General features: G+C 72.3%; 2 protein-coding genes. Both read left to right on the forward strand.

What is annotated here, in order from left to right:
• Positions 1–66 precede the first annotated feature (66 nt).
• Positions 67–2,361 carry an ATP-binding cassette domain-containing protein gene (locus ACIPEK_RS39725; RefSeq protein WP_402006817.1) on the forward strand — a complete coding sequence of 765 codons (2,295 nt, stop codon included), beginning with the start codon at positions 67–69 and terminating at the stop codon, positions 2,359–2,361.
• Positions 2,362–2,467: 106 nt separating this feature from the next.
• The coding region (locus ACIPEK_RS39730; RefSeq protein WP_402006819.1) for an amino acid adenylation domain-containing protein at positions 2,468–16,531 on the forward strand (14,064 nt) is incomplete at its 3' end.

Raw genomic sequence — 16,531 nt, forward strand, 5'->3', positions numbered from 1 at the left:
TCTTTCGCATTGATCCGTCGTGCTGGTGACGATTTTTGCGACCTTCACAAACAGGTGATCGTACACATGCCATCTCTGCTGGGTGCCGCAGCCGGATATCGCTCCGTGGATTTGGACGTGCGGCCGCGTTCGGTCATTCCGGGCCGTCAGCGCTGGGACGTCAAGCTGGTTCTCGGACGGCCTCAGGCGGCCGAAGTCCTTGCCGCGGCTCTGCGACGCCTTCCCGGCATCACCGAGGCGCAGGCCAGCCCGATCACCGGCAGGGTCCTGGTCCGGCACGATGCGCGGGTGAAAGCCGCAGACGTTGGCCGGCTCGTCCGCAGAGCCGTCACCCTGGTCGTGGAGGGCTCGGCCGGAGCGGGGCGTCCGGCCCCGGCACGGCCCGTCGCCGAGCCCGCCCCGCGCGCGGATCGCGGCGTTGTGCGCCCCGTGCTCGCCGTCGGGGGTGGGGTGGCGGCCGGCATCGCCCTGATCCGCGGGTCGGCGCTCAGCAAGCAGCTGGTGGCGCTGGGCGGAGTGGCGGCGGCGACCGCGGCCGTTGTCCGGACGGCCTGGCGCAGAACGGTCGACGTGACCCGGGACCTGCCCGGAACAGGAGCTGAACGACACCCCCTGCTGGAGATTGTCGAGCCGCACCGCCGGCATCTCTACCGCGCCTCCGCGCTGTCGGTCGCCTGTCAGGTCTCGGAGATGGCCCTCGGTACCTTCCTCGGCTGGACCGCGCTGGTCCTCATCAAGGGCGAGGCCGCGCCGCTCGTCCGCTTCGGTCTGACGACCGCGTCCGCGCAACTATGGGGCTTGGCAGGGCTGGTGGCAGCAGCCTGTGCCGCCGTGGCAGCCCTCTCGTACTCCTCGAACCTCCGGTGGCGCCAGCTCGGCCAGGACATCGAGCACGACTGGCGCAACCGGACGTACGCTCACGTGCAGCACCTCGAACTGCGGCATCTGGAGGGCGAACGGACCACCCGGATCGCCGGCGCGCTCACGGACGACGTCCGCCAGCTGGGCACCTTCTTCGCCACCTCGGCCAACGACCTCCTGCAACTGGGCACCAGCCTGGTCCTCCTGGTGCCGCTGTTCCTGCTGCTGGCACCGCAGATCGCCTGGATCGCGTTCCTGCCCATCCCGGTCATCGCCTGGCTGTCGGTCCGCTACCAGGACAAAGTCGCGGCCGACTACGCCGTCTCCGGCGAGCACCGCGCCAGGCTGCACAGCCAGCTGGTGAACACGCTGGAAGCCGGCGCCACCGTCAAGAGCTTCTGCACCGAGGACTACGAGGCCGAGCGCATCGACCGGCTGAGCGGGGAGGCTCAGGAGAGCAACCAGCAGACCGACCGGAGCACGATCCGCCACGCCGAGATCGTCCGGGTCTGCACGACCAGCTCGATGGCCGGCACCCTGCTGATCGGCGGCCGGTCGGTGCTCAACGGCAGCCTGTCGTTCGAGGTGTTCAGTCCACTGATCGGGCTGCCCCAGATGGTGCTGCTGCGGATGAACCGGCTCGGCGGCATCGTCGACCAGTACCAGCGCACGATCACCGCCTACGACCGGGTCCAGCGGCTGCGCGCCCTGCCCGCCGAGACCGACGGCACCAGCGAACCGCTCGACGTCGAGAAGGTGCACGGGGAGATCGTCCTCGACAACGTGACCTTCGCCTACCCCGGTCGGCCGCCGGCGCTGGAGGACCTCTCGCTGACCATCCCCGCCGGGCAGGTCACCGCCCTTGTCGGCGCCACCGGCTCCGGCAAGACGACGATCGCCAAGCTGCTGATGCGATTCCAGGACGCGGAGTTCGGCAGCGTGCTGCTCGACGGGCGGGACGTGCGCGACTTGCCGCGGCACGATCTGCGCCACGCGATCGGGTTCGTCGCCCAGGACCCCTTCCTCTTCGACGGCACCATCGCCGACAACATCCGCTACGGCAGCTTCGGCGCCTCCGACGAGGCCGTGGTCGAGGCGGCCATGATGGCCGAGTCACACACCTTCATCGCGACGCTGCCGGACGGCTACGACACGGTGATCGGCGAACGCGGAGCCGCCCTCTCGGGCGGGCAGCGGCAGCGGATCGCGCTGGCGCGCGCGATCCTCAAGGACGCGCCGGTCGTTGTCCTCGACGAAGCCACCTCAGCCGTGGACAACGAGACCGAGGCCGCCATCCAGCGCACGCTCCGCGTCTTCGCGGCCGACCGGACCATGGTGATCATCGCCCATCGGCTCTCCACGGTCCGCCACGCCAACCGGATCTACGTCATGGACAAGGGCGGAGTCGTGGCCGAGCAGGGTACCCACGACGAACTCCTCGCCCAGCACGGACTCTACGCATCCCTCTGGCAGCTCCAGGCCGGCGAACTCGCCGCCTGACCGCAACTGCCGCGCCATCCGACCGCCGACCGCGTGACGTCACCGCGGTCGGCGCGTCTCGGCGCGCCCTGCGCACACGCCTGCCCACACTCCTGGAGGTACCCCCATGTCCCGTCGCGATGGCGACTCCTTTCCCCTGACGGCGGCCCAGCGTGAGATCTGGCTCGCCGAGCAGCGCGCGCGGACAGCGCTCGACGCCTACCGCATCGGCGAATACCTGGAGGTCCACGGCCCGGTTGACGCCGAGCTCGTCGAGACCGCGCTGCGTCGGGTCGTCGACGAGATCGATGCGCTGCACGTGACCTTCGTCCACGACGGGCAGGAGCCACGCCAGGTCGTCCGTGCGGCATGGGACTGGGAACCGACCCGGCTCGACCTGAGCTCGGAGCCCGAACCCCGGGCGGCGGCCCTGGCATGGATGGCCCGGGACCGGATGCGTCCGCTGGACCTCACCCGCGATCCGCTCTTCAGCTTCGCACTGATCAGCCTCTCGCCGGTGCACCACCTCCTGTACCAGAACCACCACCACCTGGTGATGGACGGGTTCGGCCTCTCCCTCGTCCGGCGGCGGGTCACGCGGATGTACACGGCGCTGGCCTCGGGCGGCCCGGTTCCGCCGTCGCCGCTCCGTTCGCTGGACGACCTGCTCCGCAGTGAGGCCGACTACCGCGCCTCGGGGCAGTGCGCCTCCGACCGGTCGTACTGGACGGAGCGGTTCGCCGACCGGCCGGAACCCACTCAGTTCACCGGCCGAGCTTCGGATGGCGGGAGCGGGCTGCGTTCCTCGGTGGAACCGGCGGTGCTCCGCGTGGACGCGCTGCGAGCGGGGGGAGCGCATACCGAAGTCCACTGGTCCCGCCTGCTGATTGCGGCGGCGGCTCTCTACGCGCACCGGCTCACCGGGGACCGGGACGTTCTGATCGGCCTTCCCGTCACCGGGCGCGAGGGGGCCGAACGCGCCTTGCTGTCCACGCCCGGCACGATGGCGAACGTGGTGCCCCTGCGCCTGCCGATGCGACCGGACATGCGGTGGCACGACTTGGTCGCCGAGGCGGCACGGGAGGCCGACGCGGCCCTCGCGCACCAGCGTTACCGCAGCGAGGACCTGTTCCGGGACCTCGGTGTTCCCGGTCCCCGCGGGGCGGCGTACCCACTCGTCGTCAACATCTTGGTCTTCGACTCCGCGCCGAGCTTCGCCGGGCACCCCGCCACGCTGCGCTACCTGCTCCCGGAACCGACCACCGGGCTGGCCCTCTGGGTCACGGGCCGACGGGGAGACAATGAACTCCGGGTCGAACTCAAGGGTGCGCCCCAGACCTGGAGCGACGACGAACTCGCCGTCCACCAACGACGGCTGATCACGCTGCTGGACACCGTCGCGCACTGCGGCCCGCAGGAGTCGGTCGGCCGGATCGGTCTGCTCGCCGCGGACGAGGAGCGTGAGCTGCTGGCGCTGGGCGCCGGTCCGGTGGCCCGGGCCTCCGCCGAGAGCCTGCCGGATGTGTTCCGGGCGCAGGTGCGGGCGACGTCGGACGCGGTCGCGGTGGTGGGGCCGGACGCGTCGCTGACGTATGCGGAGCTGGACGCGCGGGCGAACCGGCTGGCGCATGCCCTGATCGCCTGCGGGGCCGGGCCGGAGCGGCTGGTCGCGGTGGCCCTGCCGCGCTCGGCGGAACTGGTGGTGGCCATCCTTGCGGTGCTCAAGGCCGGAGCCGCCTGTGTTCCGGTCGATCCGGAGTACCCCGCCGCCCGGATCGGGTACATGCTCGACGACGCTCGGCCGGTCCTGGTGGTGACCGACTCCCGCACCCGCGACCGGTTGCCCGAGGCCGGTTCCGCCGAGCGGCTGGTGCTCGACGCCCCGGAGACCGCGGCCATGGTGGCGGGTTGCCCGGCAGCGGATCCTGAGGTGGCTGTGGAACCGGAGCACCCGGCCTACATCATCTATACCTCCGGTTCCACCGGGCGGCCCAAGGGCGTGGTGCCGACGTACGGCAGCCTGCTCAACCTGTTCGCCGACCAGCAGCGGGCACTGTACCCGCCCCTGCTCGTGGAACGGCGCCGGCTCCGGGTGGCCCTCACCACATCGGTTTCGTTCGACGCGTCCTGGAACCAGTTGCTCAGCCTGTTCGCGGGCCACGAGCTGCACGTCCTGGATCAGGCGACCTGGACCGACCCGGACGCCTTCGTCGACTACGCCGGGCGCTGCCGCCTCGACTTCGTCGAGGCCACCCCGTCGTACCTCCAAGTTCTGGTCGCACAGGGGATGTTGGACGATCCGCGGTGTCCCGTGATGGTCGCAGCAGGCGGGGAGGCCGTCCCGGATCAGCTGTGGGAGCGGCTGCGCGCGGCCGACGGGGTGTCCTGCGTGAACCTCTACGGGCCGTCCGAGTGCACGGTGAACTCGGTCGTCGCGCCGCTGGAGTCGAGCCGGCGCCCGGTGATCGGCCGGCCGGTCGGCAACACCCGGCTCCATGTGCTGGACGGCGCGCTGCGGCCGATGCCCACGGGCGAGGCGGGTGAGCTGTACATCGCCGGCGCAGGCCTGGCACGGGGCTACCTGAACCGGCCGGGTCTGACCGCCGAGCGTTTCGTGGCCGACCCGTTCGGGCCGGCCGGCTCGCGGATGTACCGCACCGGCGACCTGGTGCGGTGGGGCTCGGACGGGAACCTGGAGTTCCTCGGCCGTACCGACGACCAGGTCAAGGTCCGGGGATTCCGGATCGAACTCGGCGAGATCGAGGCCGTGCTTGTCGAGCACCCGCAGGTCGCGCAGGCCGCCGTTGTGGTGCGTACCGAAGAGGACACCCGGCTGGTCGCCTACTTCGTTCCGGCACCCGGCACCACGGTGGCCGTGCCCGCGCTGCGCGAGCACCTGCGCGAGCAGCTGCCGGAGTACATGGTGCCCACCGCGTTCGTGAGGCTGGACGCACTGCCGCTGACGCCGAACCGGAAGCTCGACCGACGGGCCCTTCCGGCCCCCGAGCAAGCCTCGGCCGCCCCGGGCCGCGCACCGCGCACCGCGACCGAACACCTACTGGCCGGGCTGTTCGCCGAGGTGCTCGGGGTGGCTGTGGCCGGGCCGGACGACAGCTTCTTCGACCTCGGCGGGCATTCGCTGCTGGCCACCCGGCTGGTCGCCAGGGCACGGTCGGTGCTGGGCGTGGAGCTGAGGCTGAGTGACCTGTTCGACGCACCGACGGTGGCGGAACTGGCGGCGGCGGTGGACGGCGCGGGCCGGGCGCGGCCGGCGCCGGGGCGGCGCGAGCGGCCCGAGGCGATCCCGCTGTCCTTCGCGCAGCGCCGGTTGTGGTTCCTGCACCGCATGGAGGGCCCGAGCGCCACATACAACATCCCGCTGGCGCTGCGGCTGTCCGGCGACCTGGACCAGCGGGCCCTGGAAGCCGCTCTGGCGGACGTGGTCGAGCGGCACGAGAGCCTGCGCACCGCCTTCCCCGTGGTCGACGGGGAGCCGTGCCAGCGGGTGATGGACCTCGAGGCGGCATGGCCGCGACTGCGGGTGACCGAGGTCGGCGAGGGCGACCTGCCGGATCGGCTGGTGGCGGCGGCCCGGCACGGCTTCGAGCTCTCCGAGGGACCGCCGCTGCACGCCGAACTGTTCCAACTGGGAACCGACGAGCACGTGCTGCTGCTGGTGGTGCATCACATCGCCGGTGACGGCTGGTCGATGGGACCACTCTCACGGGACCTGGCGACCGCCTACGCGGCCCGGTCCGAGGGGGCGAAGCCGGAGTGGTCTCCGCTGCCGGTCCAGTACGCCGACTACGCCCTCTGGCAGCGGGAGCTGCTCGGGGAAGGCACTGACCCGGACAGCCTTCTGAGCGGTCAACTGGTCTACTGGCGGAAGCAGTTGGCGGACCTGCCCGAGCAGGTCGAGCTGCCGTTCGACCGGCCCAGGCCGACGGCGATGTCCCACCGGGGCGCCCATCTGCCGGTGCGGATCGACGCCGAACTGCACCAGGGCCTGCGCGCGCTCGCCCGTGACGGCGGGGCCAGCCTCTTCATGGTGCTCCAGGCCGGGCTGGCCGCCCTGCTGGGCAAGCTCGGCGCGGGCACCGACGTCCCGATCGGCACGCCGATCGCCGGACGCACCGACGAGGCCGTGGACGACCTGGTCGGCTTCTTCGTCAACACCCTGGTGCTGCGTACCGACCTCTCCGGCGACCCGTCGTTCACCGAACTGCTGGGCCGGGTGCGCGCCGACGCGCTGGCCGCGTACGCGCACCAGGACGTGCCGTTCGAGCACCTCGTAGAGGCGTTGAACCCGACCCGGTCGCTGGCACACCACCCCCTGTTCCAGACCATGCTCGCGTTGCAGAACGCTCCGCTCGGCACGTTCGACCTGCCGCGGCTGCGGGTGGAAGCAGACCTGGTGCACACCGGGACGGCCAAGTGCGACCTGACCTTCATGCTGGCCGAACAGCCCGACGAGGACGGGCTGTCGGGCCTGGTGGAGTACAGCACCGACCTGTTCGACGCAGCCACCGTGGAGGGGATCGTCGATCGGTGGCTGCGGCTGCTCCGCGCCGTGGTGGCCGCCCCCGGTCGGCGGATCGGCCAAGTGGACGTGCTGTCCGCCGACGAGCTCCGCGCGCTGCTGCCGGCCGTCGTCGACCGGAGCGGAGAGTTGCCGGAGAGCGGCATCACCACGCTCTTCGAGCAGCAGGTACGGGCGAACCCGGCGGCGGTCGCAGTGGTGAGCGGCGAAGTCACTCTGACATATGGCGAGTTGAACGCTCGAGCCAACCAGCTTGCGCACGCCCTGATCGCCCGGGGCGTGGGACCGGAGCAGCTGGTGGCGCTGGCCCTGCCGCGCTCGGCCGAGCTGGTAGTGGCGGTCCTCGCGGTCCTCAAGGCGGGAGCCGCCTACGTTCCGGTGGACCCGCAGTACCCGGCCGCCCGGATCGCCTACCTGCTTCAGGACGCCCGGCCGTCGTTGCTCGTGACGACGGGTGGCATCGGTGAACTGCCGGGCGCAGACCCGGTGGAACGGCTCCTGCTGGACGCCGCCGACCTGGACGGACTGCCGGACACCGACCCGGAGATCCCCCTCGATCCAGGCCACCCCGCCTACGTCATCTACACCTCCGGGTCCACCGGCAACCCCAAGGGCGTCGTGGTCCCGCACCGGAACGTGGTGCGGCTGTTCGGCACCACCCGGGAGCTGTTCGACTTCTCCGCCAAGGACGTCTGGACCCTCTTCCACTCCTACGCCTTCGACTTCTCGGTGTGGGAGCTGTGGGGCCCGCTGCTGTACGGCGGCCGTCTGGTGGTCGTGGACCACGAGACCAGCCGCTCGCCCCACCGGTTCCTGGAGCTCCTCGCCCGTGAGCGGGTGACGGTGCTCAACCAGACGCCGTCCGCTTTCTACCAGCTGATGCAAGCGGACGAGGAGGCACCGGAGACCGGCCGTTCGCTCGCCCTGCGCACCGTGGTGTTCGGTGGCGAGGCGCTGGAGCACACCCGGCTGACGAGCTGGTACGAGCGACACCCGGACGACGCGCCGCTGCTGGTCAACATGTACGGCATCACCGAGACCACCGTCCACGTGACCTACGCCGCGCTCGACCGGTCCGGCACCGCCGGCCAGGTCGGCGCGGCCATTCCGGACCTGCGTACGTACGTGTTGGACGCCCACCTGCGGCCGGTGCCCCCGGGCGTGCCCGGCGAGCTGTACGTCGCGGGCGCCGGGCTGGCCCGGGGGTACCTGAACCGGCCCGGTCTGACCGCCGGGCGCTTCGTGGCCGACCCGATCGGGCCGGCCGGTGCGCGCATGTACCGCAGCGGCGACGTCGTGCGCCGGTGTGCGGACGGCAGCCTGCGGTTCGTGGGCCGGGCCGACGACCAGGTGAAGGTCCGCGGCTTCCGGATCGAACTCGGCGAGATCGAAGCGGCGCTCGCCGCGCACCCCGGAGTCACCCAGGTCACCGTTCTGGCGCGGCAGGACCGGGCCGACGACACCCGGCTGGTCGCGTACCTGGTGGCCGCCCCGGGTGCCGCCCCGCGCTCGGCCGAACTGCGCGAGCACCTGCGGGAGCGGCTGCCGGAGTACATGGTGCCGGCCGCGTTCGTCACCCTGGAAAGCCTGCCGCTGACCGCCAACGGCAAGCTGGACCGACGTGCGCTGCCCGCACCCGACCTCGCTCCGACGAACACCGGCCGCGCGCCGCGCACGCCGCAGGAGCAGATCCTGTGCGAGCTGTTCGCCGAGGTCCTCGGGGTGGCCGAGGCCGGTGTCGAGGACAGCTTCTTCGACCTGGGCGGGCACTCGCTGCTGGCGACCCGCCTGACCGCCCGGGTCCGCGCGACCCTGGGAGTGGAGCTGGAGCTGCGCACCCTGTTCGAGACCCCGACCCCGGCCGGCGTGGCCTCCGCCCTGGCGGGTGCCCGCCAGGCGCAGCCGGCCCTGGTGCCCCACCCGCGTCCCGAACGGATCCCGCTGTCGTTCGCGCAGCGGCGGCTCTGGTTCCTGCACCAGCTGGAGGGTGCCGACGCGAACTACCACATCTCCCTGGCATGGCGGCTGTCCGGGAACCTGGACCGGCGGGCCCTGGCAGCGGCCCTGGCGGACGTGGTGGCCCGGCACGAGAGCCTGCGCACCGTCTTCCCGGCGGTGGACGGCGTGCCGTACCAGCAGGTGCTGGACGCCGCGGCGGGCCGCCCGCGGCTGGATGTGAGCCGGACCACCGAGACCGGGCTGCCGGACGTGCTGGCGACCGCGAACGCCCGACCGTTCGACCTGGCGGTCGATCTGCCGCTGCGCGTCGGTCTGTTCGAGCTCGCGCCGGACGAGCACGTGCTCCAGGTGGTGCTCCACCACATCGCGGGTGACGGCTGGTCGCTGGGCCCGTTCGCACAGGACCTGACCGCCGCCTACGCGGCGCGCCGCCGCAGCGAGGAGCCACAGTGGGCGGAGTTGCCGGTTCAGTACGCCGACTACACCCTGTGGCAGCACGAGCTGCTCGGCGACGCAACCGACCGGGAAAGCCTGTTCGCCCGCCAGACGGCCTACTGGACCAGGCAGTTGGCCGATCTGCCGGAGCAGCTCCGGCTGCCCGGCGACCGGCCCCGCCCGGCGGTCGCCTCGCACCGGGGCGGCCTCGTGCACGCCGGGCTGGACGCGGAGCTGCACCGCGGCCTGCGCGAGCTCGCCCGTGTGCACGGGACCAGTCTGTTCATGGTGCTTCAAGCCGGGCTGGCGGCGCTGCTGAGCAAGCTCGGCGCGGGCGACGACATCCCGGTCGGCAGCCCGGTCGCCGGCCGGACCGACCAGGCACTCGACGAGCTGGTCGGCTACTTCGTCGACACCCTGGTGTTCCGTACGGACACCTCGGGCGATCCGACGTTCGCCGAGCTGCTGGGCCGGGTGCGGGACACCGCGCTGGCCGGGTACGCCAACCAGGACCTGCCGTTCGAGTACCTCGTGGAGGCCCTCAATCCGGTGCGGTCGCTGGCGCATCACCCGCTGTTCCAGGTCATGCTGGTGCTGCAGAACGCGCCCCGGGCCGACTTCGCTCCGCCCGGGCTGCGCGTCGACGAGGTGGAGCCGACCACGACCACGTCCAAGTTCGACCTGGTCTTCTCGCTGTCCGAGCGGCACGCCGGAGACGGCTCCCCGGACGGGATCGACGCGTTCGTCCAGTTCGCGAGCGATCTGTACGATCCGGCCACCGTCGATACGATGGTCGCGCGCTGGATGCGGCTGCTGAGGGCGGCCGTCGCCGACCCGCAGCAGCGGCTCGGCCGCGTCGATCTCCTGTCCGTCGAGGAGCGCTGCGAGCTGCTGCCCGCCGTCGAGGGCGAGGCGGTTGCCGCGAGCCTGCCGGAGATGTTCGCGGCGCAGGTGGCGGCGACGCCCGAGGGCGTTGCTCTGGCCTCCAAGGGCATGGAGTTGACGTACAGTCAGCTGAATGCGTGGGCGAACCGGTTCGCGCATGCGCTGATCGCGCGGGGTGTGGGTGCGGAGCAGATCGTGGCGGTGGCATTGCCGCGGTCGGTGGAGTTCGTGGTGGCCGTCCTGGGCGTCCTGAAGACGGGAGCCGCCTATCTGCCGGTGGATCCGGCGTATCCGGAGTCGCGGATCGCGTTCATGCTGGAGGATGCACGGCCGACCGTTGTGGTCGACGACCCGGCGACGGTGGCCGACGTCTCCGAGCGGCCTGATACCGATCCTGCCGTCGCGGTGGACGCCCGGCACTCGGCGTACGTGATCTATACGTCCGGCTCGACCGGACGGCCCAAGGGCGTGGTGGTGAGCCACGCGGGCCTGCGGGGAATGGTGGCCGAGCAGGTCGAGCGGCTCGGCATCGACGCGGCCAGCCGGGTGCTCCAGTTCTCCTCGCCCAGCTTCGACGTCTCGCTGTGGGACCTGTGCGGCGCCCTGCTCACCGGTGCCACCCTTGTGCCGGCACCCGCGACCGAGCCGGTCTCTGCGCTGACCGACCCGAGCCTTGCTCTCACCCATGCGACGGTGCCGCCGTCCGTGCTGGCGGCGCTGTCGCCGGACGCGGTGGCCGTGCCGACGTTGGCGGTTGCGGGTGAGGCCTGCCCGCCGGAGCTGGTCGTGCGATGGGCGCCAGGGCGGCAGATGGTCAACGCGTACGGTCCGACCGAGACGACGGTCATCGCGACGATGAGCGAGCCGCTGTCGCCGGGGTCGGGCGTGCCGCCGATCGGCCGTGCCGTCGCCGGATTCCGGGCGTATGTGCTGGACCAGCGGCTGGGCCTGGTGCCACCGGACGTGACCGGGGAGCTGTACGTCGCCGGCCCGGGGCTCGCGCGCGGCTACCTGAACCGGCCCGGGCTCTCCGCGGGGCGGTTCGTTGCCTGCCCGTTCGGCACGGCAGGTGAACGCATGTACCGCACCGGCGACCTGGTGCGCCGACGCGCTGACGGCCAGTTGGAGTACCTCGGCCGCGCCGACGACCAGGTGAAGGTGCGCGGCTTCCGGATCGAACTCGGCGAGATCGAGACAGCGCTGGCCGAACACCCGCAGGTCGGCCAGGTCGCGGTGATCGCCCGGAAGGACCAGGCGGAGGACACCCGCCTGGTCGCCTACCTGGTGCCCGCCACCGGCGCCGAGCTTCGGCCGGAGGAACTGCGCACTCACCTCCGCGAGTGGCTGCCGGACTACATGGTGCCCGCCGCATTCGTCGCCCTTGACGCCCTGCCGTTGACGGCCAACGGCAAGCTCGACCGGCGTGCCCTGCCCGAGCCGGAGTTCACCGGATCGCGGGTCGGCAGGGCGCCGCGCACCCCACAGGAGCAGGTGCTGGCCGAGCTGTTCGCCGAGGTCCTGGGCCTGACGCAGGTCGGCGTCGACGACAACTTCTTCGACCTGGGGGGACACTCCCTGCTGGCCACCCGGCTGGTGGCCCGGGTCCGGGCGGCCCTGGGCGTCGAGCTGGCGCTGCACACCCTGTTCCGAACCCCGACGGTGGCTGGGCTGGCCGCCGTTCTGGGTGGTGCCGACCGAGCCAGGCCCGCCCTGGACCGGGCGGAGCGGCCCGAGCGGGTACCGCTGTCGTCCGCGCAGCGGCGGCTCTGGTTCCTGCACCAGCTGGAGGGCGCCGGACCGATCTACAACATGCCGCTGGCGTGGCGGCTCTCCGGGCCGCTGGACCGGGTGGCTCTGGAGAAGGCGCTCGCCGACGTCGTCGACCGGCACGAGAGCCTGCGCACGATCTTCCCGGCGGCGGACGGCGTGCCGTTCCAGCAGGTGCTGGGCCCCGGGGCGGTGCGGCCGAAGCTGCGGGTCGCCCCGGCCGGCGAGACGGACCTGCCGGAGCTGCTGGCGGCGGCCGCGGCGCGCGGATTCGACCTCGCCACCGAACCACCGCTGCGCGCCGAGCTGTTCGCGGCGGCGCCGGACGAGCACCTGCTGCTGGTGGTGGTCCACCACATCGCCGGTGACGGCTGGTCGCTGGGCCCGTTGTCGGCCGACCTGGCCACCGCGTACGCGGCGCGCTGTCGGGGCGAGGAACCGCAGTGGGTGCCGCTGCCCGTCCAGTACGCCGACTACACCCTGTGGCAGCATCAGCTGCTCGGCGACGCGGGCGACCAGGACAGCCTGTTCGCCCGCCAGGCGGCCTACTGGACGCGCACATTGGCGGACCTGCCGGAACAGATCCGGCTTCCTGCCGACCGCCACCGCCCGTCCGCTCCCACCTACTCCGGCGGCCACCTCGCGATCGACCTGGACGCCGAGCTGCACGCCGGGCTGGTCCGCCTGGGCCGGGAGCACGGGGCCAGCGCCTACATGGTGTTGCAGGCCGCGCTGGCGGCGCTGCTGGACAAACTCGGCGCGGGAACGGACATCCCGGTCGGCAGCCTGATCGCGGGCCGGACCGACCAGGCCCTGGACGACCTCGTCGGGTTCTTCGTCAACACCCTGGTGCTGCGGACCGACACCTCGGGCGACCCGACCTTCGCCGAGCTGCTGGGCCGGGTCCGGGAGAACGCACTGGCCGCGTACGCGCACCAGGACCTGCCGTTCGAGCACCTCGTCGAGGCCCTCAACCCGGCCCGGTCGCTCGCCCGCCAGCCCCTGTTCCAGGTCATGCTGGCGCTGCAGAACGTGCCCCGCACCGAGTTCGCCCTGCCCGGCCTGAGCGCCGAGACCGTACTGGTGCGGACGCCCACGGCGATGTTCGACCTCGCCATCCACCTGCTGGAGCGCGGCGGCACCGGCGGGTCGGCCGAGGGCATCATCGGGAGGGTCGAGTACAGCACCGACCTGTTCGACCACGCCACGGTGGAGGCGCTGGTCGCCCGGTGGCTGCGCCTGCTGGCGTCGGTGGTCGCCGAGCCGGACCGGCCGCTGAGCCGGATCGACGTCCTTGCCGCCGAGGAACGGCACGAGCTGCTGGTCGTGCGCAACGACACCGCGTGCCCGGCTCCCGCCGCCGGCCTGCCGTCCCTGTTCGAGGCCTGGGTCCGGGCGACCCCGCAGGCCCCGGCGGTGGTGTTCGAGGACACCTCGCTGACCTACCACGAACTGAACCGCAGAGCCAACCGTCTGGCGCACGCGCTCATCGCGCGCGGGGTGGCACCGGAGCAGGTCGTCGCCCTGCGACTGCCACGCTCCCCAGAGCTGGTGGTCGCCGTCCTCGCGGTCCTCAAGACGGGCGCGGCGTACCTGCCGATCGACCCGGACTACCCGGCCGCCCGCATCGCGTACATGCTGGAGGACGCGCGACCGGCTGTGGTGCTCGACGACCTCGCGGCCGTCACACCGGCCGAGGAGCAGCCGGAGCACGATCCGACCGTCGCAGTGGACACGCGGCACCCGGCCTACGTCATCTACACCTCGGGCTCCACCGGCCGGCCCAAGGCCGTGGTGATGCCCGCCGCCGGGCTGCTGAACCTGCTTGCGTGGCACCACGGGGCCATCGGTGGTGAACCTGGCACGCGTACCGCGCAGTTCACCGCGATCAGCTTCGACGTCTCGGTGCAGGAGATGCTCTCGGCGCTGCTGTACGGCAAGACTCTTGTGGTGCCGACCGAGGAACAGCGCCGCAGCGCCGAGCTGTTCGCCCGCTGGCTGGACCGGCACGCGGTCGAGGAGCTGTTCGCGCCCAATCTGGTGGTCGAGGCGCTGGCCGAGGCCGCCGAGGAGGCCGGCCTTGAGCTGCCGAACCTGCGGCTGATCGCGCAGGCCGGCGAGGCGATGCGGCTGGGCGGTGCCGTGCGCCGCCTCCAGGCCCGGGTACCGGGCCGGGTGCTGCACAACCACTACGGCCCCGCCGAAACCCACGTGATCACCGCCTACCCGTTGCCGGCCGACCCCGCCGACTGCCCACTGACGGTGCCGATCGGCCGCCCGATCGCCAACTGCCAGGCGTATGTGCTGGATTCGGCCCTGCGGCCGGTCGCCCCCGGGGTGCCGGGCGAGCTGTACCTCGCCGGTACGGGACTCGCCCGCGGCTACCTGAACCGGCCCGGGCTCACCGCCACGCGGTTCGTCGCCAACCCGTACGGTCCGGCCGGTGGGCGGATGTACCGCACCGGTGACCTGGTCCGCTGGCGTGCCGACGGCGAGCTGGAGTTCGGCGGCCGCACGGACCACCAGGTGAAGGTCCGCGGGTTCCGGGTCGAGCCGGGCGAGATCGAGGCCGAGTTGGCCGCGCATCCGGGTGTCGCCCAGGTTGCGGTGCTCGCCCGGGTCGACCAGCCGGGCGAGAGCCGGATCGTCGCGTACGTGGTGCCCACGACCGGGTCCGGGGCGACGGCTGCGGCGCTGGCGGCTTACCTGCGCGACCGGGTGCCGGACTACCTGGTGCCGTCGGTGTTCGTGCTGCTGGACGCGCTACCGCTGACGGCGAACGGAAAGCTGGACCGGGCGGCACTGCCCGCGCCCGAGCCGGGTACGGCCGAAAGTAGCCGCGCGCCGCGCACGCCGCAGGAGCAGATCCTGTGCGAGTTGTTCGCCGAGGTGCTGGGCGCGTCGCGGGTCGGGGTCGACGACGACTTCTTCGACCTGGGCGGGCACTCCCTGCTCGCCACCCGGCTGGTCTCGCGGGTCCGGGCGTCGCTCGGGGTCGAGCTGGAGCTGCGCAGCCTGTTCCGGACGCCGACGCCCGCCGGGCTCGCGGCCGGGCTGCCCGACGCCGGCACCGCGCGGCAGGCCCTGGTTCCCCAGCCCCGCCGCGAGCCCATGCCGCTGTCGTTCGCGCAGCGCCGGCTCTGGTTCCTCCAGCAGTTCGGGACGCCGAGCGCCACCTACCACATGCCGCTCGCCCTGCGGCTGTCCGGCGGCCTCGACCAGGCCGCGCTGAGTGCCGCGCTCGCCGATGTGGTGGCCCGGCACGAGACCCTGCGCACGGTCTTCCCGCTCACCGCCGACGTTCCGCACCAGCGGGTGCTCGACGCCGCCGAGGCCGCCGTCCCGCTGGCGGTGCGCGCGGTCGGCGAGGCGGAGGTTCCTGCCCTGCTGCGCGAGGCGGCGGTGCGGGCATTCGACCTGACGTCGGAACTGCCGTTGCGGGCAGAGCTGTTCGCGCTCGCACCGCAGGAGCATGTGCTGCTGGTGGTGATGCACCACATCGCCGGTGACGGCTGGTCCATGGGTCCGCTGGCCCGCGACCTCGCCGCGGCCTACGCCGCCCGGCGGGGCGGTGGGACGCCCCAATGGTCTCCGCTGCCGGTGACGTACGGCGACTACACCCTGTGGCAGCACGAGGTGCTCGGCGACGAACACGACACGGACAGTGTGTTCGCGCGCCAGGTCGCCTACTGGACCGAGGCGCTGGCCGGGCTGCCCGACCAGGTGCATTTGCCGGTCGACCGGCGGCGTCCGGCCGCCATGTCGTACCGCGGCGACCTGCTGGACGTCCGGATCGAAGCCGAACTGCATGTGGCTCTGTTGGAGTTGGCGCGGCGCACCGGCACCAGTCTGTTCATGGTGCTTCAGGCGGGCCTTGCCGCGTTGTACACGCGGTTGGGTGCGGGGACGGACATCCCGATCGGCAGTCCGATCGCGGGGCGCACGGACGAGGCGCTGGATGATCTGGTCGGGTTCTTCGTGAACACGCTGGTGCTGCGCACGGACACGAGCGGTGATCCGAGTTTCGCCGAGTTGTTGGGGCGGGTGCGGGAGACGTCGCTGTCGGCGTTCGCGCATCAGGATGTGCCGTTCGAGCACCTGGTGGAGGTGCTGAACCCGTCCCGGTCGCTGTCCCACCACCCGCTGTTCCAGACCGGACTGGTCGTACAGAACGCGCCGGGGGGCGACTTCGACCTGCCCGGCTTGAGGGCCACCGGGATGGCCGTGCCCACCGGGACCTCCCGGCTCGACCTGACCTTCGGGCTGGCGGAGCAGCACGGGTCCGACGGCGCGCCGGCCGGCCTGAGCGGTGCGGTCGAGTACAGCGCCGACCTGTTCGACCGCTCGACGGTGGAGACCCTCTTCGTCCGGTGGACCAGACTGCTGGCCGCGGTCGCGGCCGCTCCGGACCGGCCGATCGGCGGGGTCGACCTGCTGTCCGACGAGGAGCACCGCGAGCTGCTGCCCGCCGCCGAGAGTGGGACTGCCGCCACGAGCCTGCCGGAGATGCTCGCGGTGCAGGTGGCGGCGACGCCGGATGCGGTCGCGCTTGTCTGTGGCGATGTCGAGCTGACGTACGGTCAGTTGAATGTTCGGGCGAATCGG

Origin of the sequence: Streptomyces sp. NPDC088246, assembly GCF_044741025.1 — a bacterium.
Taxonomy (GTDB): Bacteria; Actinomycetota; Actinomycetes; order Streptomycetales; family Streptomycetaceae; genus Streptomyces.

Bases quoted from the DNA above. Each gene is read 5' to 3' on its own strand.
- ACIPEK_RS39725 (WP_402006817.1), top strand. From the start codon at position 67: ATGCCATCTCTGCTGGGTGCCGCAGCCGGATATCGCTCCGTGGATTTG.